This is a genomic window from Cnuella takakiae (genome assembly GCF_001953305.1).
Lineage (GTDB): Bacteria > Bacteroidota > Bacteroidia > Chitinophagales > Chitinophagaceae > Flavisolibacter > Flavisolibacter takakiae.
Map to the genome: position 1 here is coordinate 606405 of NZ_MTFE01000010.1, position 19851 is coordinate 626255.

The window sequence follows — 19851 nt, forward strand, 5'->3', positions numbered from 1 at the left end:
CGGTTTTTAAATTGGTTTTGAGGTTGAGCAGGGAATAGTTTGTAAAGCCTGCCTCTTTCAACGCAGCTATTGCGGGCCGCACATTGGGGCAGCGGTCGAAGGGGCAGCAGCCGCAGTACACCACTACTTTGTCGCTTTTCTTTTTGCTGGCCAGCAGGGTTTTCAGTTCCGCAATGTTTTCTGCTTCATTGCCCGGGCCGATGTCCACGCTATTGGGAATCAGGGCACCCGGGCCCATGGAGATAATTAAGGGAACGTCTTTTTTAGCTGCTAATGTTTGGGCCAGTGTTGCCGGTTCCATCAGTTGTTGCTCGGTCCAGTTGATGGGGTTTTGGGCCTTTGCAAAAAGGCTGGCAGTGCCCATCAAAAGGGTTAAGCTTAAAAGTTTCAGGTTCTTTATCATGGTAACAACTAAGTTAAAGGATGAATTCGGGTCGTTGGATGTTAATTATTGTGGATAATAGTTGCGAACTTCAAACTATGTCGAAAGAAGAATTGAAACAGGATATCCTGCAGGTACTGGAGCGTTTACCCGATGAAACGCTTGCTTCTATTTTGGGGTACCTGAAACAGGTGGAACAGGATAGATCCTTCCTCAATCATTCGCATCTTCAGCGCATTTTGGAGGAAGATCAGGAACTATTGGAAAAACTGGCACAATGATACCTGTAGCTGATGCGCTTGCTGTTCACATCCGGTTAATTGAACAGTTTGGTGGCAGTACAGGAGTTCGTGATCTTGGCGCTCTTTCCGCAGCCCTGGTGCGTCCATTTCAAACTTTTGACAACAAGGAGCTTTATGCTTCACCTATCGAAAAAGCCGCAGCTTTACTGGAGAGTCTGCTTATGAATCATCCGTTTATAGATGGCAATAAACGTACTGCTTATGTGCTTATGCGTTTATTACTGATGCGTAACGGTCTGGACCTGAAAGCAAGCCAACAGGAGAAATATGATTTTGTACTGGCCGTTATTTCCGGTTCCAGCAATTTTGAACAAAGCGTCAATTGGCTCAGGTCACATATTGTGCCCCTTTCCTGATTACCTTTTTAAAATAGCACCAATGATCTTCGGCGCATGCTCCCTGGAGTTTTCAATAAACCAGCTGTGCGTATCCATACCGCCGCATACCACGCCTGCGAGGTACAAGCCGGGCACATTGGTTTCCATAGTGTCTGAATTATAAGTTGGTGCCAGCTTTTCATCTTCCGATAGCTGTACGCCAAAGGAGCGTAGCAGGCTGAAATTGGGCTGGTAGCCCGTCATGGCCATCACGTAATCGTTGGGAATGGTGATAATGCCTTCCGGTGTGTGGATATCCACTTCGTTTTCGCGGATGGCTGCGAGCTTTGAGTTGAAGTATGCCTTGATGCTGCCTTCTGCAATGCGGTTTTCAATGTCTGGTTTTACCCAGTATTTCACCCTGCGGCCCACTTCGCCTTCGCGCACCACCATGGTTACCTGTGCGCCTTTGCGGTAGGTTTCCAGTGCCACATCTACCGAGGAGTTATTAGCGCCTATCACAACAACATTTTGAAAGGCGTAAAAATGCGGGTCATGATAATAGTGGCGCACCTTGGGCAGGTCTTCACCGGGAATGTTCAACAGGTTGGGGATATCATAAAATCCGGTGGATACAATGATGTTCTTAGCCTCGTACGTTGCCTTTGATGTGGTTACTGTAAAACGATTTTCTTGCTTATCTACGGCATTTACCCTTTCAAAAAGGCGGATGTTGAGGTCATAGTTGGTGGTTACCCTGCGGTAGTATTCCAATGCCTCCGAGCGGGTAGGTTTGGGTTGTATGGAAACAAAGGGTACGCCGCCAATTTCCAGCCTGTCGGATGTGGAAAAGAAGGTCATGTTGAGCGGGTAGTTGTACAGCGAGTTGACCAGGCAGCCTTTTTCCACAATCACATAACTAAGTCCTGCCTTTTGTGCTTCAATACCGCAGGCCAGCCCGATGGGGCCGCCGCCGATGATGAGTATGTCGAATTGGTTATGCATGTGTGATTGGGTATTGGGTATTGGGTATTGGGTATTGGGTATTGAAAAATGCGGATCAAATTATGTGTATTACTCCAAATCGGATTAATACTTCATTACTGATTACTCATCTCTCATCACTCACTGTTCCTTTTTCCCCAGTATTTCCACCAATATCAACTCAGATAGCTGTTCGCGTCTTGTTGCCGGGTTGATGAATTTTCCTTTCAGTTGCGTTACGCTGTAATCACGGTGGCGGATGATGCGGCCTACTTCGTATTTGGCTCTTGCTTCTTTTAAACCAGTAGTATCAGCCAGCAGCCACTGTGCCTTACCAGTGGATAATGCGCTATCAGGCAAAGGTGCTGCCAGTTTACCGGTGTAAAAATCAAAAGAGAATGCCCGCAAGCCGTATTGTTGGTACACTCTTTCTGCTCCTATTTCCGTATTCACTTTTTTTGCCAACTCGTTACCTGCCTGGTAGGTGAGCAGTTGTGGATAAAAGTTGGTATTGAGCAGGAACCATACACTGCAGGAAGTCATCACCGATGCAAGAATGATGCGGGGCCATGCTTCCTTGTTGTTTTTCCACATCCAATACACTACACCTACCAGCATCAGGAAACCCAAACCAATCCAGGCTTCATACACCGGGAATGCCCAGATGTTGATTGCTGCTGCAATGAGCAACAACAAAGTGCAGATAATTACCTGGGTTATTGCATACGGTTTGGTGTTTTTGCTCTCCTGTATCCGCTGGTAAATGAAACCTGCAGTGAGCACGGATGCCGCCGGGAAAATGATATTGAGGTAATGGGGTAGTTTGAACCCGGAGAAAGTAAGGATCAGGGCAATTGGAATGATGGTACCCAGCGTAAACCACTCGGCGCCTAACTTCTTTGCATGCCTGACAAGGTTGTACATGGCTGCAAATGCCAGCAGGCTCCAGGGTGCAAAAGCCCATAGGAAAGAATGGAAAAAGAACAGGTAATCATTACCGCCACTCGAGCCAAAAGCATCGCCTTCAAACCGCTCCGTGTTCTGCTGCCACAAAATGAATTTCACACCAGAGATATTGTTGCGGCCACGTACCATGGTTTCTGGGTGCAGGTCGTACTGAAGATAGTAGCTATATACTACAGGCGAAATGAACAGTGCAAAGCCAGCGAGGATCAACAATAGTTGCGGGTGGTACAGGCTGCGCCAACTCCTGGTTTGCAGGATGTAAAAAAATGCGCCTGCTGCTGGTGTTACTACGGCGATATGTCCTTTTGTGGAAAAGCCAATAGCCAAAGCTAGTGCTGCACCCAACGCGTTTTGCCAGCGCTTGTACCGGATCCAACGTACCAGCTGCCAGGAAGAAAGCGCAACAGACGCAGTGAGGATGGCATCCATGCGTACATCCATATTGGCCAGCATATAGGCCATTGCCGAACCAACAATCAGTGCAGCGAGTTTGCCGGTTTCGTGGCTGTACAATGTTTTGCCTAAACGATAGGTGGCAAAGGTGCCGGCAATGGTAAACAGGAAAGAAGGCAGCTTGTAGGCATAAGTGGTGATGCCAAATATCTTGTAACTCAAGGCTGCCAGCCAGAAGTGCAGGTGTGGTTTATCAAGGTAGGGCACACCTGCATCAATGAGGCTGACATAATCGCCCGTAAGGTGCATGTGCATGGCAATGGCTGCATGGTGCGCCGAGTCGTTGTCCATGAGCGGAACAAACAAACCCAGTATGTATACTAGGCCCAGCAGGCCAAAGAGCGTACGGTAAATGGTGGTGGAAAACAGGGGTGGAGTCAATGCACAGAAATTTGTGCAAAACTATAACCCAACCGCAGATTTGTAAGATTAGAAATGATTTGTATGATTTTTTGGTTGATACCACCCGGTATTGATATCAAAATGGTAAGGTTGGTAACTGGCAGTCCTTGATATAAACAACATGCAAGAATCTCGCTATCCAATGATGATAGTTCAATCTAACGCATCAAACAAATCATTCTAAAATCATACAAATCTGGGTTCCTGGTTTATAGGTGAATCAGTTTTTGTACAGCTGCTTCCAGTGTCTCTTCTTTTTTTACGAAACAAAAACGAACCACGCCATTATTTACATCATCCTGGTAAAAGGCAGAAACCGGGATTACTGCAACGCCATGTTCTTTCACGAGGCGTTGTGCAAATTGCGCTTCCGTTTCGTCCGAAATGTTTTTGTATGAATACAATTGAAAAAAGCTGCCTTTGCTGGGCAGGGGTTCAAAGCGGGTTTGTGTTAATAACTGCTGCAGGTAATCGCGTTTTGCCTGCAGGAAGGATCCCAGCTGGAGGTAAGCATCCTTGTTGTTCAGGTATTGTGCAATAGCTACCTGTTTGGGTGTATCACAGCTAAAGCAGTTGAACTGGTGCACTTTTCGGAACTCTTTCATGAGTGCGGGAGGCGCTACACTATAGCCCAGTTTCCAGCCGGTGCAATGGTAATTTTTACCAAAAGAAAAAGACACGAAAGCCCTTTCCATCAGCTCAGGGTAGCGCAATACGCTTTCGTGGCGCTCGCCATCAAAAGTAATATGCTCATACACTTCATCCGAAATCACATAAATGCCGGTATCCTGTACCAGGGTTTGCAACTGTTGCAGGTCGGCTGCTCTGAGGATGGAGCCGGTAGGATTGTGCGGCGTGTTGATGATGATGGCGCGGGTGCGTTCGGTAATCCGCTGTGATACTTCCTCCCAGTTGACACTGTAGTGTGGAAACTGGAGGTTGATGCGTACCGCCTTAGCACCAAATATTTCGATGGTGGGAATATAACAGTCGTATGCTGGTTCGAACACAATTACTTCATCACCGGGGTGCAGTATGGTGGCCATGGCCGTGAACAGTCCATAAGTACCGCCGGGTACAACGGTGATCTGTGTATCGGGGTTAACGATGGTGCCATACAGTTCTTCAATCTTTGCTGCCAGCCCTTCGCGGAGGGGCATATAGCCGTTCATGTGCGCATACTGGTTGTAGCCGTCACGCATGGCAGCACATACCAGCCCGGTCAGTTCTTCACTCATCGGAAAGTCGGGAAAACCCTGTCCCAGGTTGATGGCCTTGTGTTCGTTGGCCAGCACGCTCATAACAGTGAAAATGGTAGTACCCACATTGGGCAGCTTACTAACACCCCCTGTCCCCCTGAAGGGGGAACTTAGGCCGGAATAGTTCATTGTATTTGTAAATGTGTTTAAGGAATAGGTGTGTAAATCTTTATGAAAAAATCATGGTTGAATATGACGGTTCCTATCGACCTAAGTTCCCCCTTTAGGGCGACAGGGGGTTTAATATAGCCGTAGCCTCTATCTCTATCAGGTAATCATCACCAATCAAACCTTTTACTTCTACCATGGTGGTGCAGGGCTTGATGGTGCCAAATACTTCGCCATGTGCGCGGCCATAAGCTTCCCACTGGCTGATGTCGGTTACAAACATGCGGGTGCGTACCACATCATTCAGCGAAGCACCTGCCTGCTCCAGCACCTTGGCTATCTTTTCAAGAATAAACCTGGTTTGCGCGGCAGCATCGTTTTTGCCTATTACGTTGCCTTCAGCATCGGCGGCAACCGTGCCGGTTACCTCAATAGTATTGCCTATGCGTACGGCACGGCTGTAGCCAATGATATCTTCCCATTTGGAGCCCGATGGGTAATTGGTTCTCTGCATATCGGTGTTTTGTTTGTACTGTCTTTTGCAAGGTTCCGACTGCTGATTTTATACAAGCAGTTTACAACAATGTGGGCTGGCTTTGTTCGCCTTTGATGGGAACCGGTGGCTTGAATTTGACGGAAATATTTTCCTCTTTGATCAGTGGTTGGCAGTGAAAACGCAACAATACCTGTGCAAGGGTTTTTACGTCTTTTTCGCAGTACTCGGATATACGTTTCAGGTTATTTTCTTTATAGTAAACACCATATACCTGGCTGCCGTCGATATCATCTTTTGGTGAGGGAATGCCCAGGCATTGCGCCAGCAGCTTTAGTGATGTATAGCTTTTGTAATCACCAAATTTCCACATCTCCAAGGTATCAAGGTGACGCACCTCCCAGGGCTTGCGGCCTGCAATACGTAGTGCTTCGGGAATTTCAATGCCATTGATGATCATGCGGCGGCAGAGGTAAGGGTAGTCAAACTCCTTTCCGTTGTGGGCACACAACAGTTTATCGGGGTTACCCGACCATTTCTTCAGCATTTCCGCTACCTGCTGCAGCAGGACTTTTTCATCATGCTCAAAGTAGGAGGTGAGTACCAGCTTCCGGTCTTCGCCATCACCCTGGATGCAGCCCACCGATACGCAGATGATCTTGCCAAACTCGGCGTAAATGCCGGCACGATCGTAAATGCTTGCTGCGTTGTCATCGGGGTTTCTGATCAGGCTTTTGGCCTTGTGGTCCCACAGTTCGCGCCAGCCGTCGGGCAGTTGGGTATAGTCTTCATACTGCGCCACGGTTTCAATATCAAGGAAGAGAATATTATTAAAGTTCATGATCTAGTTGACAGTTGGGGTTTCAAAGTTCAAAGGATGTGGGCAGAGTGCAAAGAAGGATTTGGGTCCGGTCTGAAATCTGGCTCCTTTATTTAAAAATACGAAAGGCACCCTAATGGATGCCCTTGTATTTCATTCTTTATGCGGAGGTGACTACAGAAACTTATCACCCATGTTGCGTTTTACTTCTGCAGTGTATTCCTTGATTTCCTGCTCGCGGTCTTTTTGGCAAATGAGCAGTACATCTTTGGTATCCACCACAATATAATCATCGAGGCCCTGTAGCACCACCAGTTTTTCCTGCGGGGCGTGCACCACGCAATGCGTAGCATCTATCACCATGACCCTTTTACCGGCACAGGCATTACCCAGGTAGTCTTTTTCCATGTTTTCCCAGGCGCTGTTCCAGGTGCCCAGGTCGCTCCAGCCAAAGGAGGCTGGGATCACGAACACATTATTGGCCTTTTCCATGATGCCAAAGTCGATGGAAATAGAAGTGCATTGGTGATAGATGGCTTCAAGCACGCCGGTTTCATCCGGGGTATTGTACTTGCTTTCTTCTGCAGCAAATACCTCGTACATCTCGGGCAGGTACTTCTGGAAGGCGTTGAGGATCGAGGTGAGTTTCCAAACAAAGATGCCGGCATTCCACAGGAAGTCGCCGGAAGCAATGAAGGTTTCTGCCAGCTCGCGGTTGGGCTTTTCGGTAAATGTTTTTACCCGGTACACATTGGTGGCTTCTTCAGCATCGTCGTGCTGGATGTAACCATAACCTGTATTGGGATAGGTAGGCTTGATACCAAGGGTAATAAGCGCTTCGTTTTGGGAAACAAAGTCCAGTGCGTTTTCGCACACTTCCTGAAAGCGGGCTTCGTCGAGGATGAGGTGATCGGCGGGGGCCACAATCATCTTTGCTTCAGGATCGCGCTGCTGCAGGCGGAAAGAGATATATGCAATACAGGGAGCGGTATTCTTGCGGAATGGCTCACTGATGATATTCTCCACCGGCAACTGAGGAAGCTGCTCCTTGGTGATGTCTTCGTAGTCGCGAGCCGTTACCACAAAAATATTTTCTGCCGGTATAAAGCGGGCGAAACGATCAAAAGTTTGCTGGATAAGGGTCTTGCCTGTTCCAAGGATGTCGAGGAACTGCTTGGGGTAGTTTACGCGGCTTACGGGCCAGAAGCGGCTTCCGATACCGCCAGCCATGATGGCTACGTAGGTGTGTTGTGCGTCTTTGGTCACTGGTATATAATTATAAGGGTAGCTTATTTACATTAAGCAAGCGCTAATATAGGCTGCCGATGTTCAATTAGTTGCCCCTGCTTTAAAATTGTTGGTTAAGGGCAGGTGGTTTTACATCAGATCAATCCTTCTTTCACCAGGTCGTGCAGGTGTATCATGCCCACATACTGGCCATCTTCCACTACGGCCAGGTTGGTAATGGCGTACTGGCGCATCAGGTCCAGTGCGTTTACGGCCAGCTGGTTGGGGCCAATTACTTTTGGATGCCGGGTCATGATGTCGCTGGCTGTTATCTGTTCCATTCCATTTCTTTCCAGCATGCGGCGCAGGTCGCCGTCGGTAATCACGCCGGCCAGGTGGTTGGCATCGTTTACAACCGCCGTGACACCCATCCTTTTTTGCGTCATCTCCACAATCACCTCCTTGAGGGTTGCCGTTTCCGGTACCTGTGGCTTTTCATTGTCGTGCAACAGGTCGCTTACGCGGAGGTATAGTTTTTTGCCCAAAGCCCCACCGGGGTGCAGCTTGGCAAAATCTTCCATCCGGAAGCCTTTCTGACGCATCAGGCATACCGCAATGGCATCACCCATCACCATTTGTGCGGTTGTAGATGTGGTAGGAGCAAGGTTGTTGGGACAGGCTTCCTGGTCTACCGTCGTATTAAATACATAGGCAGCATTGCGGGCCAGGTAGGAATTGGTATTGCCTACAAGGGCCATAATGGGGTTGCCAAAATTGCGGATTAGGGGCACCAGCACCTTTATTTCGGGGCTTTCCCCACTTTTGGAAATGATGATCACTACGTCTTCGGCCTGTACCATGCCCAGGTCGCCGTGAATAGCATCGGCGGCATGGAGGAAGATGGCAGGTGACCCGGTGCTGTTGAGGGTGGCCACGATCTTTTGGGCGATGATGGCACTTTTGCCGATGCCGCTGATCACAATACGGCCTTTGCAGGCAGCCAGCACTTCCATGGCCTGGGCAAAGCTATCGTCTACCAACTGCGAGAGGTTTGCGATAGCAGCGGCTTCCATGGCAATGGTGCGGCGTGCTTCCGATAAAATATGGTTGTCGGATTTCAAGGCGGCAAAATTAGCGGTTTTCCCTGCACCGCTGTTAGGGGTTAGTTAAGGATTTTAACCTTTTCGCTGTTGTTGTGCCAAACAGTCTTGCTAAATTCGCGTACCTTTTTATAAATGCCCGTCGGGCAGCCATTCCTTACCCTCCAGAAAGACGAATTGATTGAATTTGTAGCTGTAAGAAATTTGAGTGGCAGGTCCTACTGGCGATTGTCTAACCTTTTACCTTTTCCGATGCTTTGTCTAAAGCACGTAAATATTTTTTAGAATGGCCACTACGCGCAAAAAAGTACCTAGCAGAAAAACTACCACCGCACCAACCGCAGTAACAACGATTATTACCGACACCAACCTGGACACTGCGCTCCAGGAGCATTTCGGGTTGAAACAATTTCGCGGCCAGCAGCAGGCCATCATCGAATCTCTTTTGGCTGGTAAAGACACTTTTGTGATCATGCCCACAGGCGGCGGCAAAAGCCTTTGCTACCAGCTGCCCGCTATTGTGAGCGAAGGGGTTGCCATCGTTATCAGCCCGCTCATTGCCCTGATGAAAAACCAGGTAGACCTGGTGCGCGGCTACAGCGAAAGAGATGATGTGGCGCATTTCCTGAACTCTACCCTCACCAAAAAAGAAATTAAAGTAGTACAGGAAGACCTGCAGTCCGGCCGCACCAAGCTGCTGTACGTAGCCCCTGAAACCCTTACCAAACAGGACAACCTCGATTATTTCAAGGAACTGAAGATTTCCTTCTTTGCCGTGGATGAGGCACACTGTATTTCGGAATGGGGGCATGATTTCCGTCCCGAGTACCGCCGCCTGCGCGAAATGATGGACCAGATAGCGCCTGTGGCACCAGTGATTGCACTGACCGCTACCGCCACACCCAAGGTGCAAAGCGATATCGTAAAAAACCTCGGTCTTCGCGAGCCTAATATTTTCATCTCTTCTTTCAACCGTACCAATCTTTATTACGAGATCCTTCCCAAGATCAAGAAAGATGATACGCTGAAGAGCATTACCAAGTTCATTGTTCAGAATAAGGGCAAGAGTGGTATCATTTATACCCTCAACCGTAAAACCACCGAAGAACTGGCCAGCACCCTGCATGCCAACGGTGTGAAGGCGGTGGCTTACCACGCCGGTTTGGATGCCAAGCTGCGCGCCGAGCGCCAGGACCAGTTCCTGAACGAAGATGTGCAGGTGATTGTGGCTACCATCGCCTTTGGTATGGGTATCGACAAACCCGATATCCGTTTTGTGATCCACTACAATATTCCCAAGAGTATTGAAAACTACTATCAGGAAACAGGTCGCGCCGGCCGCGACGGACTGGAAGGCAAGTGTATCCTGTACTACTCGCACAAAGATGTAAGCAAGCTGGAACACCTGATGCGCGACAAGCCCCTGAGCGAAAGGGAAGTAGGGGCCCAGTTGATTAATGAAACCGTGGCTTACGCCGAAAGCGGTGTATGCCGCCGCAAGGTGCTCATGAGCTATTTTGGCGAAGAATACACAAAGGAAAACTGCGGTTTGTGCGACAACTGTAAGCACCCCAAGGAAAAGGTGGAAGCCAAAGAAAACGTAGTGCTGATGCTGGAAACCATCCAGGCACTGGACGAGCGTTTTGCTACCGACTACGTGGTGTTGATCACCACGGGTGTGCTGACGCCGCAAATCAAGATGTTCCGCCACGAAGGCCTCGATGTTTTCGGCAAAGGCAAAAGCCAGCCGCAGCATTACTGGAACTCCCTGATTCGCCAGATGCTGCTGGAAGACCTCCTGCACAAGGATATAGAAGAATACGGCGTACTAAAGATCACCAAGAAAGGCCAGGACTTCCTGAAGAAGCCCAAGAGCTTTACCATCGTACTCAGTAACCTGTTTGAAGAAGCCAACGCCGATGATGAGGAAGCTTCTGCAGCCGAAAACACCGCTACCGGTGCTACTGATGAAAAGCTGTTTGAAATGCTGAAGGAGCTGCGCCAGAAAGAAGCCAAGCGCAAAGGCCTGCCGCCTTTTGTGATCTTCCTGGAAACCTCGCTGCAGGATATGGCTACGCTTTTCCCTACAACTATTCCCGAACTGGAAAAATGTAGCGGCGTGAGCAAGGGCAAGGCCCTGCGTTATGGTAAGCCTTTTATTGAAATGGTAGCCCAGTACGTGGCAGAGAACAATATTGTAAAGCCCGACGACTTCATCATGAAGAGCGTGGTAAACAAGAGCGGCAACAAGGTGCACATTATCCAGCAGGTGGATAAGAAGATACCGCTGGAAATGATTGCCAAAGCCAAAGACCTGCGTATGGATGCCCTGCTGGAAGAAATGGAAACCATTGCAGCCAGTGGCACCAAGCTTAACCTGGATTATGCCATCGACCAGATGCTGGATGAATACGAACAGGAGGAAATCCTGGAGTATTTTAAGGGTTGTGAAGTATCCTCGCTGCAACTGGCACTGGAAGAACTGAGTGATGGTAATTACAATTGGGAACAGCTCAAGATCATGCGCATCAAGTTCCTGAGTGTATACGGTAACTAATGAAATAGCAGAGCAGCATTCTTTGTTTGATCTGGATGTTTTTACGGAGCGGAAATGGATAAACCCATTTCTGCTTTTTATTTAAGGCAGGTGAGCCAGTTATTTACTTAACTGGTTAGTGGTCAAAACTTTTTTGAAAAACTCTTTTCAAAAATTAGCGATTATATGTGCTAAGTCCTTATTTTTGCTGCCCGTTCAGCGATGAACACGGATGGTGCGGTAGCTCAGTCGGTAGAGCAAAGGACTGAAAATCCTTGTGTCGCCGGTTCGATCCCGGCCCACACCACAAAAAGATGCTTCAGATTATTCTGGAGCATCTTTTTTTTACACCTACTGTTCGGTTACTTTTATTGGAAGATGTTGCAGGGTCTACCTAAGTACATCACACCATCCACACTGCTACTGCACACTTTCTTTATGGTTTGGTTTTCCGCAATTCTCTCGCGGCATATTCGATGGAAACAACCAGGAATACACAACTACTTATGAGCAGGTATTTTCCAATTATGGGAAAGGCAAGTATGCATGTTATGGTTGTGTCCATGAGTGGTGGTTGCTTTGGCCAGCGGTGCAGTTGTAACATCCTGTTATCGATACAGGATTTCCTAATGGTTATAACGGTAAGGATTAAGACCGTTTGTTAAGGGTTGGGAGTGTTGCGCTAAGGTATTAATAGCGTTGTATATATAATATTAAGTTATTGTGTTCAGGGTGATAGAATAGTACCAAATAACCCTTTACGGGCTTGGCGTTGGCTATAAATAAGAACTCCCCGCGGAAGCGGGGAGTTGGATCATTTCAGGCGTTTGTTGGGTTTCTCTTTTCAAGGAATGGACGCCCTTTCTTTCAAAGGATTGGATTGGTTTTTCTTAGGAGCAACGGCTGCTTTCAAGGATATTGTACCTCCAAGGTAGGACAGGACTATGTATATGGTATAAATATTAAGGTTTATTTGAAGTTGTTACAGGATGTATTTATTAATGCCTAAGTGCAAAGCCTGAATGGGTGGTTTTCTGCAACCAGGATTGCAGTGTTTCAAAGCACAGAAATATTCCTTTTACCTTGGCGGCTTCGATGATTTTATGATCCTGTTCTTGTTGGCAATGCCAGGTAAATGAGTTGGCCGTTTAGTTGGCTCTTATCTGAATAGTCGGCTTGATGGTTCTGCGGTGCAGGGCTATGGTCTATTGTGCAATGGTTACCGTGCTGTTTGAACTTCCGGATTCCTGGTGCTTTATGTTAGGATACTTTCCAACGGTGTTATCCTTGTTTACGGAAAATGAAGGAAGTAGGGCGGAATGGCTAGTTGTTATTGTTTGAAAGCTTAATTGTTCCGTTTTGATTGGAGCTAATTGGGATAGGTATATTGTAACGGGTGGCATTTGCATAAAGCACAATTTGGTTGTGCTTAAATGACCGTTTTTCTGAGTGCATGACCTAAGTATATTTTGGTTATGCACAGGATTAAAAGGCTTGACCTTTAGTATTTTAAGTCGCTTATAAACAAAGAGCCGGTACTCAGTACCGGCTCTTTGTTTATCTGCCCATATACACCATTAGGATTTGTACATCGCTAGGATTAATGCCTGAAATCCGGCTGGCCTGCCCCAGGGTTTGGGGGCGCATCCGGTTCAATTTTTCCCGGGCTTCAATACTGAGCGCCTGTATCTTTTGGTAGTTGAAAGCTTCGGGGATTACCAGTTCCTCCATCTGGCGCATCCGGTCCACCAGGTCCTTTTCTTTGTCAATATAAACCTGGTATTTTACCTGGATCTCTGCCTGCTCTTTTCCCATTTCGGAAAACGGCGCTAAGCCTGCTGCAACTTTCGGTATGGCAGCTTCCATGTCCTTCAGGTTAATATTGGGACGCAGGATGATTTTTTCCATCTTCTGCTTCTCGCTGATGGGTGAGCTGCCAGCTGCTTCTAGGAAGGGGTTTGCTTCGGCAGGCTCCAGCTGTGTTTGCTTCATCCATTCTTTAACCTCGCTTACTTCATTTTGCTTCTGGATCACTTTGTCCATCCGCTCCTGTGATGCCAGTCCCATACGGTAGCTGATCTCGGTCAGGCGCAGGTCAGCATTGTCCTGACGCAGCAGGGTACGGAATTCAGCACGGGAAGTAAACATACGGTAAGGTTCCTGCGTGCCCTTGCTGATCAGGTCGTCGATGAGTACGCCGATATAAGCATCACTGCGGCGGAGGACAAAGGGTGCTTCGCCACGTACTTTGAGGTGTGCATTGATGCCAGCCATCAGTCCCTGGCAGGCAGCTTCCTCGTAACCTGTGGTGCCGTTGATTTGTCCTGCAAAGAACAGGTTCTCCAAACCTTTTGTTTCCAGGCTGTAGTTCAGCTGGGTAGGGGGGAAGAAGTCGTATTCAATGGCATAACCCGGGCGGAAGAAACGGACGTTCTCAAATCCAGGAATCATGCGCATAGCGCTGTACTGTACCTCTTCGGGCAGGGAAGTAGAAAAGCCGTTTACATAGATCTCCACTGTATTCCAGCCTTCCGGTTCTACGAAAATCTGGTGGCGGTCTCTTTCTACAAAGCGGTTGATCTTGTCTTCAATGCTGGGGCAGTAACGCGGGCCTACACCTTCAATCCTGCCGGTATACATAGGACTTCTGTCGAAGCCTGTTTTCAACAGTTCGTGAACTGTTTCATTGGTATAGGTGATCCAACAGCTTCTTTGCTCTTTAGGTTTTGGTGTGTCCAGGTAAGAAAAGCCTACGATCTCCTCATCTCCCTTTTGTTCTTCCATCTTGGTGTAGTCAAGCGAGCGGCCGTCTACCCTTGGGGGAGTGCCTGTCTTAAGCCGATCGCTTTCAAAGCCAAGTGATACCAGTTGTTCTGTTATCCCTTCAGAAGCTTTTTCTGCTACGCGGCCACCACCCAGCCTTTTTTCACCAATATGAATCACACCGTTCAGGAAGGTTCCGTTTGTAAGTACTACGGCTTTTGCCCTGATACTGTGCCCTAAGCCGGTAACTACTCCAACAGCTTTACCTTGTTCCACAATCAACTCCCGCACCATATCCTGGTAGAATTCCAGGTTGGGTGTTTGCTCCAGGTGTTCGCGCCACTTTTGGGCAAACAACATGCGGTCGTTTTGCGTACGGGGGCTCCACATAGCCGGGCCTTTGGAGCGGTTGAGCATGCGGAACTGGATCATCGATTCGTCTGAAACAATTCCAGAATAACCACCCAAAGCGTCTACCTCACGCACTATTTGGCCTTTTGCGATACCGCCCATTGCGGGGTTGCAGCTCATCTGGGCAATGGTCTGCATGTTCATGGTGATAAGCAGGGTTTTAGAACCCATATTGGCTGCTGCTGCCGCTGCCTCGCAACCTGCATGGCCGGCACCTACTACAATTACATCGTACTGGGGAAACATGGCGCAAAATTACAGCAATGTGCCTGCGTTGGCTTGTTAATCTATATTCTTGTTTGTTCCACGTGGAACATGGATAAAAGCAAAGAGCGGCTTGGTGCCGCTCTTTGCTTTGTCGTGCTATTTTGATGTTCCACGTGGAACGTGGAACAAATTGAGGTAGTGTTCTTCCATCTGCCGCATTATAACTTCATCTTTCTTGCTTTTATCCTTGTACCCGCAAAGGTGTAAGGCACCGTGAAACAAAACGCGGTGGAACTCATGTTTAAACGATACGCAGAAGCTTTTGGCGTTTTCCTTTACTCTTTCAACAGAGATGTAGATGTCTGAATGAACAGGTGCTGAACCTTGGTGGTAATGGAAAGTAATGATGTCGGTAAGGGTATCATGTTGCAGGTAGCCTTGGTTCAACTCCAGTAAGTAGGCATCAGAGCAGAATATGTAGTTGATCTCGTTGATCTCCCTGCCTTCTTGTTTGATAAGCGAGGCGATCATCTCTTTGGAACGGGTACGCTGGGGAAAGGAAAACTGGATGTCGGCAAAATGAAAGTGGATGGGTAGCTTTTGTGCGCTCATGATTTTACAAAATTCGGAAAGGTGCTGCAAACGAATGCAGTAGCTTTGGCTTTTAATTACAGAGATGAAATTATCCCAGTTGAAACAAGGGCAAAGGGCAAGGATAGAAGGGTTTGCAAGCAGCGATCTGGAGTTGAAATTGATGGAAATGGGTTGCATCCCTGGGGAAGAAGTTGTTGTGGAACAGGTGGCTCCCTTGGGTGATCCCATCTCTATCCGCGTTGCAGGATACTCGCTTAGCCTGCGCCTGAATGAAGCCGACCAAATCTTGTTGGAACCCCTTGATAAGCATTAACCTCCTATGAAGACCGGCTTGTACTTTGGTTCTTTTAACCCGATCCATATTGGCCACCTCATCATTGCCAGCCATGTGCTGAATGAAACGGACCTGGATGAGGTATGGTTTATGGTTTCCCCGCAAAACCCGTTTAAACCTTCTGCAACCCTGCTTAATGAATATGATAGGTTGCACCTGGTGCGCAAAGCTGTAGAAGGCGATATACGCATGAAGGCTTCCGATGCGGAGTTCTCTTTACCCAAACCTTCTTATACGGCTACAACCCTGGCCTTCCTTTCTGATAAATATCCCAGCCGGGAATTTGCCATTATTATGGGCGGTGATTCTTTTCAGAACCTCCCCAAGTGGCATAACTATACGGCCATTACCCAGCATTATCCTATTTACGTGTACAACAGGCCGGGATTCGAACTGAAACCTATTACCAGTGCAAACGTACGGGTGCTGGATGCGCCCTTGCTCGATATTTCAGCTACGCATATCCGCACCCTTATTCTGGAAGGAAAATCTATCCGCTACCTGGTACCTCCAGCCATTGAAGGGGAATTGACCACCAATCGCTTTTACCGCACTCAAAAGAAATAACCCAGCAGCAGGCAGACAGCCACGATAAAAGGAGAGGCCAGCTGGGTGTATTTGAGGGTTAGAAATGTTGCCAGTATAATGACCACGTTTAACACGCTGGTCATTTTTGCTTCTACAAGGGAAATGTCTTTCATGATATATAGGGTAGAAGCGATCATGATCCCTACTACAGCAGCATTAATTCCTTCCAAGGAGCGGTAGATTACTGCGTAACGCTTCAGGTTGTTCCATACCGGGAAGAAGAACAGCACCAGTAAGGCACTGGGTAAGAAGATAGCTACCGAGCCAATTACACAACCAATTACCTGCATCTCCGGGCCCATGTCTTTCAATGCCATGCCGCCGGTAAAGGATGCAATGGCAAACACTGGCCCGGGTATGGCCCTTACCATACCCATACCCGTGGTCATGTCTTCCTTATCAATACGAATGGCATTGGGGTTTTTTACCTGTACGGCTTCGGGGCGCACCGAGAACTGCTCGTACATGAGTGGCATCAGCACATGACCACCGCCAAAAACCAGGCTGCCCATCCTGTACACATTCTCGAACAGGTTGATTGGCTTACGATTAGGCCAGTTATTCACACGGGCTACTTCACTGGTTGCGCCGGCCAGGAGGAATAAGAACCCAAAAAGCCAGAGATTGCCCCATTTCACCCTTTGGTGCTTTACTTCCTGCTGTGGAATGCGTTTTTGGCTGAGGTTGGTTATAAATCCGCTCACCACAATGAGCGCCGGAAATATCCAGGGCGACCGGAAGAACACATAAGTGGCAAAGCTGCCCAGGATCATAATCACCCAGGTAATGGTATTCCGGATGGACACTTTGAAAGCAGCCGCTGCTCCATAGGCAAGAAAACCAACCGCCATACTGGGAATAAACTTAAAAATATCGGAGTGCAGGGAGCGCTGGTCGATGTACCGCAGCAAGAAGGAAAAGGCACCCATCAGGGCACATGCCGGGAAAAGCCAGATGATCAGCGTGATAATGGCCAGGGGCAGACCGCCTCTTTTATATCCGATCAGGGTAAGGGTTTGGGTGGAAGATGCACCGGGCAAAAGATTGCAAAAGGCATTGTACTCCAGCAATTCTTCTTCGGTAACATAGGGCGTGCGCTGCACAAAGTTTTTCAGCATCATGGCCAGGTGGGCCTGAGGACCGCCAAAGGCGGTAAGGCTATAAAGCAGTACATTTTTCAGGAACGGAACATGCCGGAGCAAACGCATAGGGGCTAAAATAGAAAAAAGGAAAAAGCAAAGCCCTTGATTCTGAACAGCCGGGTTTAAATTGTTGGCAAAACCGAAGCATGAAGAAAAACCTACTCCCCCTGATTGCCGGAAGTCTGCTGTGTTTGTCCGATGTAGCGGCACAGCAGGCACCGGCTCCCGATCCCGCCCTTGTAAAAGAGGTGGCCGCCATTGCGCCCAAGTGTATTGCCTGGCGCCGACAGATCCACCAGAACCCCGAGCTTTCCAACCGTGAATTCAATACCGCCAAGCTGGTAGCTGCCCACCTGCGCTCTTTAGGCATAGAAGTAAAAGAAGGTGTGGCCCATATCGGTGTGGTAGGTATCTTAAAAGGAAGCAAGCCCGGCCCGGTGATTGGCTTGCGTGCCGATATGGATGCCCTGCCTGTTACCGAAGACAACGCACTGGCTTTTGCTTCCAAGACAAAGGCCCAGTACAACGGGCAGGAAGTAGGAGTGATGCATGCCTGTGGACACGATACCCACGTAGCCATGCTGATGAGTGCTGCTGAGATCCTGAGCCGTCATAAATCGGAGCTGGCCGGAACGGTAAAGTTTGTATTTCAACCCGCCGAAGAAGGTCCGCCGGCAGGAGAGCAGGGAGGCGCCCTGCTGATGATCAAGGAAGGCGTGATGGATAACCCCAAGGTAGACGTGATGTTTGGTATGCACATCAGTGCACAGGCGCCGGTAGGGCAGATCCGTTACCGCGCCAAAGGCATGATGGCCGCTGCCGACTGGTTCGATATCCGGATCAAGGGCAAGCAGGTACACGGCGCACAGCCATGGCTCGGAATCGACCCTGTTATTGTTGGCGCCCAGATCATCAACGGGCTGCAGGCCATTGTGAGCCGCCAGATGGAACTGACCAAGAATGCGGTGGTAATTTCCACTACCATCTTCAAAGGCGGGGTGCGGGAAAATATCATCCCCGAAGAAGCGCAGCTGGCTGGAACCATCCGCACACTGGATACAGCCATGCGCAGCGACATCAAACGCCGTATCACCGTTACGGCGCAAAACATTGCCGAGGCATCCGGCGCAACCGCCACCGTGAACTTTGACGCCAAAACATCCATTGTGTACAACGACCCGGAACTGCTGCGCAAGATGATGCCATCGCTGATGAAGGCTGCCAATGGCAATGTGGTGGAAATGGATGCCGTTACCGGTGCCGAGGATTATTCCTTCTTTGCCGAAAAAGTGCCTTCCGTCTTCCTGTACCTGGGCGGCAGGCCGCTCAATATTGCTGAAAAGGAATCGGCGCCGCACCACACACCTAAATTCTATGTGGATGAAGCAGGTATGCAAACCGGTGTGCTCACCTTTTGCCAGCTGGTGATGGATTATGGGAAGCTGAAGCACTAAGGTTTTGATGGGAACACGGATGGAACAGATCAAACGGATTAGAACGGATCCGTTTCATCCGTTCAATCCGCGTTCCTATTTCAAGTGATTAAATATTCAAAATTGAAAAGACTGCTCCTTTTTGCACTCCTCCTTTGCTTTACTACATCCTTCGCCCAAAAGCAGGACAAAAAGCTTATGCATAAAATCGTAGCACTGGCACAAGGGTTCAACGGGTCCATAGGCATTTATGTAAAAGACCTGCGCAGCGGCAAAACCGTTTCCCTGAATGCAGATACCATCTTTCCTACCGCCAGCATTGTAAAAATCCCGCTTGCCGTAGGCATCATGGATAAAATTGGAAAAGGGGAGTTGTCGTACCACCAGGAGCTGGTGTACAACGATACCATCCTGTATCCCGGCGTGGATATCCTGGGATCGTACAAGAATGGCGAGAAGGTAGAACTGAGCAAGGTGCTGATGTTGATGCTGACCACCAGCGACAATACCGCCAGCCTGTGGCTGCAGCAAATGGCGGGTACCGGCACAAGGGTCAATACGCTGATGGACAGCCTGGGCTTTCCGGAACTGAAGGTAAACAGCCGCACACCCGGCAGGGAAGCTACTCGTGCTGTGTACGGCTGGGGGCAGATGACCCCTCGTGCGATGGCCAGCTTACTGGAAAATATATACCGCCGCCAATTACTCTCCCAAGCCGCTTCTGACCGCCTTCTGCGGTCTTTAAACCGAAATTACTGGGATGGTGAGGCACTTTCACAGATACCGCCCTACGCGGCTTTATTTAGCAAAAACGGGGCAGTAGATGCTTCGCGCAGCGAGGTCGTTTTGGTGCGGGGCCGCAAATCGGAATACCTGTTTTGTATCGCTACCAAAAACAATAAAGACCAAAGCTGGGAAAGGGGCAACGAGGCCTGGGTGCTTACCCGCAAACTCTCGGCAATGCTTTGGGATCATTTTGAAAGGGATGGCTGGAAACCTGCAGTGGGAGCGGAGATGTATGAGTGATGAG

The 19851-nt window shown here is 48.7% G+C and carries 18 protein-coding genes and 1 tRNA gene; 8 read left to right on the top strand and 11 right to left on the bottom strand.

All coding sequences use genetic code 11. The annotated features are described in order from the left end of the window. A partial coding sequence (locus BUE76_RS03005; protein WP_076026716.1) for a rhodanese-like domain-containing protein occupies positions 1-403 on the bottom strand: 403 nt, incomplete at its 3' end. Positions 404-480: 77 nt separating this feature from the next. On the opposite strand from BUE76_RS03005, the gene BUE76_RS03010 reads away from it, so the two are divergent. Continuing rightward, on the top strand, positions 481-663 hold the full coding sequence (locus BUE76_RS03010; RefSeq protein WP_073045270.1) for a hypothetical protein: 183 nt from the start codon (positions 481-483) through the stop codon (positions 661-663). Next, positions 660-1040 (top strand): type II toxin-antitoxin system death-on-curing family toxin, encoded by a 381-nt coding sequence (locus BUE76_RS03015; RefSeq protein WP_073045273.1) that lies wholly within the window; start codon positions 660-662, stop codon positions 1038-1040. Before BUE76_RS03010 ends, BUE76_RS03015 begins: the two co-directional genes overlap by 4 nt. Here the strand turns inward: BUE76_RS03015 and BUE76_RS03020 are convergent, their stop codons facing one another. The 7 genes from BUE76_RS03020 to BUE76_RS03050 form a co-directional block, all read right to left on the bottom strand. Further along, the gene (locus BUE76_RS03020; protein ID WP_073045277.1) at positions 1041-2006 is read right to left on the bottom strand and encodes a YpdA family putative bacillithiol disulfide reductase; all 966 of its coding nucleotides are present in this window, start codon (positions 2004-2006) and stop codon (positions 1041-1043) included. It lies immediately after the preceding gene. A gap of 120 nt (positions 2007-2126) precedes the next feature. Next, entirely contained in the window at positions 2127-3785 is a 1659-nt protein-coding gene (locus BUE76_RS03025; protein WP_073045279.1) for an ArnT family glycosyltransferase, read from the bottom strand. 230 nt (positions 3786-4015) lie between these two features. Next, on the bottom strand, positions 4016-5194 hold the full coding sequence (locus BUE76_RS03030) for a methionine aminotransferase (protein WP_073045281.1): 1179 nt from the start codon (positions 5192-5194) through the stop codon (positions 4016-4018). A gap of 94 nt (positions 5195-5288) precedes the next feature. Next, the gene (locus BUE76_RS03035) at positions 5289-5687 is read right to left on the bottom strand and encodes a RidA family protein (RefSeq protein ID WP_073045284.1); all 399 of its coding nucleotides are present in this window, start codon (positions 5685-5687) and stop codon (positions 5289-5291) included. A gap of 61 nt (positions 5688-5748) precedes the next feature. Next, the gene (locus BUE76_RS03040) at positions 5749-6507 is read right to left on the bottom strand and encodes a 3'-5' exonuclease (protein ID WP_073045286.1); all 759 of its coding nucleotides are present in this window, start codon (positions 6505-6507) and stop codon (positions 5749-5751) included. A gap of 153 nt (positions 6508-6660) precedes the next feature. After that, positions 6661-7752 carry a mannose-1-phosphate guanylyltransferase gene (locus BUE76_RS03045; protein WP_245798388.1) on the bottom strand — a complete coding sequence of 364 codons (1092 nt, stop codon included), beginning with the start codon at positions 7750-7752 and terminating at the stop codon, positions 6661-6663. Between the two features lie 116 nt (positions 7753-7868). Further along, complete coding sequence (locus BUE76_RS03050) at positions 7869-8834, bottom strand: KpsF/GutQ family sugar-phosphate isomerase (protein ID WP_245798389.1); 966 nt, start codon at positions 8832-8834, stop codon at positions 7869-7871. A gap of 265 nt (positions 8835-9099) precedes the next feature. Here BUE76_RS03050 and recQ point away from each other — a divergent pair, with 265 nt between their 5' ends. Together recQ and BUE76_RS03060 are read left to right on the top strand one after the other, a co-directional pair. Then, positions 9100-11370: a DNA helicase RecQ gene (gene recQ / locus BUE76_RS03055; RefSeq protein WP_083596616.1), complete on the top strand. Its 2271-nt coding sequence runs from the start codon at positions 9100-9102 to the stop codon at positions 11368-11370. Between the two features lie 213 nt (positions 11371-11583). After that, a tRNA-Phe gene (locus BUE76_RS03060) sits at positions 11584-11656 on the top strand. Positions 11657-12906: 1250 nt separating this feature from the next. Here BUE76_RS03060 and mnmG read toward each other — a convergent pair. Further along, entirely contained in the window at positions 12907-14769 is a 1863-nt protein-coding gene (mnmG, locus tag BUE76_RS03065) for a tRNA uridine-5-carboxymethylaminomethyl(34) synthesis enzyme MnmG (protein ID WP_073045288.1), read from the bottom strand. Between the two features lie 117 nt (positions 14770-14886). Further along, positions 14887-15342 (bottom strand): rRNA maturation RNase YbeY, encoded by a 456-nt coding sequence (gene ybeY / locus BUE76_RS03070; RefSeq protein WP_083596620.1) that lies wholly within the window; start codon positions 15340-15342, stop codon positions 14887-14889. 64 nt (positions 15343-15406) lie between these two features. Here ybeY and BUE76_RS03075 point away from each other — a divergent pair, with 64 nt between their 5' ends. Together BUE76_RS03075 and nadD are read left to right on the top strand one after the other, a co-directional pair. Beyond that, entirely contained in the window at positions 15407-15637 is a 231-nt protein-coding gene (locus tag BUE76_RS03075) for a FeoA family protein (protein ID WP_073045290.1), read from the top strand. A gap of 6 nt (positions 15638-15643) precedes the next feature. Further along, the gene (gene nadD / locus BUE76_RS03080; RefSeq protein WP_073045293.1) at positions 15644-16225 is read left to right on the top strand and encodes a nicotinate (nicotinamide) nucleotide adenylyltransferase; all 582 of its coding nucleotides are present in this window, start codon (positions 15644-15646) and stop codon (positions 16223-16225) included. Here the strand turns inward: nadD and BUE76_RS03085 are convergent. Beyond that, positions 16213-17454, bottom strand: coding sequence for a chromate transporter (locus BUE76_RS03085; protein ID WP_073045296.1), 1242 nt, complete (start codon positions 17452-17454; stop codon positions 16213-16215). The two genes, nadD and BUE76_RS03085, sit on opposite strands and share 13 nt — an antisense overlap. Positions 17455-17534: 80 nt before the next feature. On the opposite strand from BUE76_RS03085, the gene BUE76_RS03090 reads away from it, so the two are divergent. Continuing rightward, positions 17535-18842: an amidohydrolase gene (locus BUE76_RS03090; RefSeq protein WP_073045299.1), complete on the top strand. Its 1308-nt coding sequence runs from the start codon at positions 17535-17537 to the stop codon at positions 18840-18842. Between the two features lie 177 nt (positions 18843-19019). Continuing rightward, positions 19020-19847, top strand: coding sequence for a serine hydrolase (locus BUE76_RS03095; protein WP_083596621.1), 828 nt, complete (start codon positions 19020-19022; stop codon positions 19845-19847). Positions 19848-19851 lie beyond the last annotated feature (4 nt).